The sequence below is a fragment of the Streptomyces lancefieldiae genome (assembly GCF_031845825.1).
GTDB lineage: Bacteria > Actinomycetota > Actinomycetes > Streptomycetales > Streptomycetaceae > Streptomyces > Streptomyces lancefieldiae.
In genome coordinates, this window is sequence record NZ_JAVRFH010000181.1 from 1 (window position 1) to 2,488 (window position 2,488).

1 protein-coding gene is annotated in these 2,488 nt (G+C 71.7%); it reads right to left on the minus strand.

The genetic code is table 11. The features are described from left to right. The coding region (locus RM812_RS41370) for a type I polyketide synthase (protein WP_394816606.1) at positions 1-2,480 on the minus strand (2,480 nt) is incomplete at its 3' end. Positions 2,481-2,488: the final 8 nt, after the last annotated feature.

Below are 2,488 nucleotides of genomic sequence, written 5' to 3' on the forward strand. Positions count from 1 at the left end.
TGCGGACTCATCTCGACGAAGACCCGGAATCCGTCGTCGACGAGCCGCCGGACGGAGCTTTCGAAAAGGACCTTCTCTCGCAGGTTCCGGTACCAGTAGTCGCCGGACAGCTCGGTGGTGTCGACGACTTCGCCGTACAAGGTCGAGTAGAAGGGAAGGGCCGATGTTTTCGGGCGCACGCCGGACAGCGGGCCGGTCACCTGCTCACGCACCCGGACCACCTGGTGGGAATGGGAGGCGTAGTCGACCGCTATGCGCCGGGCCTGCGTGCCTTCTGCGTTCATCTTGCCGACGAACTCGTCGAGGGCGTCCGGTTCCCCGGACACCACCACGGAGCGAGGTCCGTTGATCACGGCGACGCTCAGCCGGCCGCGCCACGGGACGAGACGCTCCGTCACGACGTCCGCGGACTCGGCCACCGACGCCAGCCCGCCGTGACCGATCAGCTCGACCAGGGCCCGGCTGCGGAGCGCCACGATCCTGGTGGCGTCCCGCAAAGACAGCGCACCGCAGACATGGGCGGCGGCTATCTCGCCCTGGCTGTGACCCACCACGGCGGCCGGTTCCACGCCCCAGGAGCGCCACAGAGCGGCCATCGCCACCATCACGGAGAAGAGCGCCGGCTGCACCACGTCCACCCGGTCCAGTGACGGCGCGCCCGTCGTGCCACGCAGCACGTCGAGCAGTGACCAGTCGACCCACTCCGCCAGTGCGGCCGCGCACGCGTCGAGGGCCTGCGCGAACACCGGAAAGGCCTCGTACAGCTGCCGCCCCATGCCATCCCACTGCGACCCCTGACCGGGGAAGACGAACACGACGCCACCGAGGTCCCGGGCGACGCCGCGCACCACCGCGGCGGACTCCGAGCCGTCACGCAACGCCGCGAGCCCGCGCAGCAACTCCTCCCGGTCGCGCCCCAGCACCACCGCGCGGTGCTCAAACCGCGACCGGCCCGAGGCCAGTGACCAGCCCGCGTCGGTGATGTCCGGGCCGGTGCCGCTGGCGGCGAAGTCATGCAGCCTGCCCGCCTGCCGCCGCAGGGCCGCCGCGTTCCTGCCCGAGACGATCCACGGTACGAGACCGCCGGCGACAGCCGGTACCGGGCCCTGCCCGTCGGTCCGCTCCCGCGGCGGTTCCTCCTCCAGGATCACGTGCGCGTTGGTGCCGCTGACCCCGAACGACGACACCCCGGCCCGCCGCAGGCCGTCCGGCGGGGTCCACTCGCGTCCCTCCACCAGCAGTTCGAGCGCGCCGGAGGGCCAGTCCACGTGCCGTGAGGGGGTGTCCACGTGCAGGGTCTTCGGCAGGTACCGGTGGCGCATGGCCATCACGGCCTTCATGACTCCGGCGACCCCGGCGGCGGCCTGGGCATGACCCATGTTCGACTTCAAGGATCCCAGCCACAGCGGCCGGCCCTCGGGCCGGTGCCGTCCGTAGACGGCCAGCAGGGCACCTGCCTCGATGGGGTCGCCCAGCACGGTCCCGGTGCCGTGGGCCTCGAGCAGGTCCACGGCACGGGCCGAGATTCCCGCGTCCTCCAGGGCCTTGCGGACGACCTTCTCCTGGGCGGGGCCGCTGGGCGCCGTCAGCCCGTTGCTGGCCCCGTCCTGATTCACCGCAGAACCGCGGAGCACGGCCAGCACTGGGTGGCCGTTGCGGCGAGCATCGGACAGGCGCTCCAGGAGCAGAACGCCCACCCCCTCCGCCCAGGAGGTACCGTCGGCTCCGTCAGCGAAGGACTTGCACCGGCCGTCGGCCGCCAGAGCTCGCTGCCGGGAGAACTCCACGAAGATCGCGGGCGTCGACATCACCGACGCTCCGCCCGCCAGCGCGAGCGAGCACTCCCCCTCACGCAGCGACCGCACCGCCATGTGCAGGGCCACCAGCGACGACGAACACGCCGTGTCCACCGACACCGCCGGCCCGGTCAGCCCCAGCTCGTACGCCACCCGGCCGGAGGCGACACTCAGCGCGCTGCCCTGCAGCAGGTAACCCTCCAGCTCGTTCTGTCTCCCCTCCAGGAAACGCCACCCGTATTCGGGGGAGCTGACGCCGGAGAAGACGCCGACGTCACTCCCGCGCACGTCGGCTGGAACGATGCCCGCTCGCTCGAAGACCTCCCACGACGTCTCGAGCAGTAGGCGGTGCTGCGGATCGACCGCGAGCGCCTCACGCGGACTGATGCCGAAGAAGTCCGCGTCGAACTCGGCCGCACCGCTCAGGAATCCGCCATGACGCACGTACGAGCCACCCGGGGTGTCGGGGTCCGGGGCGTACACGTCCCGCCAGCCGCGGTCCTGGGGGAACTCGCTCACGACGTCCCGGCCGTCACGGACCACGTCCCACAGCTCTTCGGGCGAGGACACCCCTCCCGGGTAGCGGCACGCCATGGCTACCACGGCGACCGGCTCCCTCCGGCCCGCCTTCAGGGCCTCGTTCTCCTGCCGGAGGCGGTCGCGCTCCTCCAGCAGGGTGCGCAGAGCCTGCT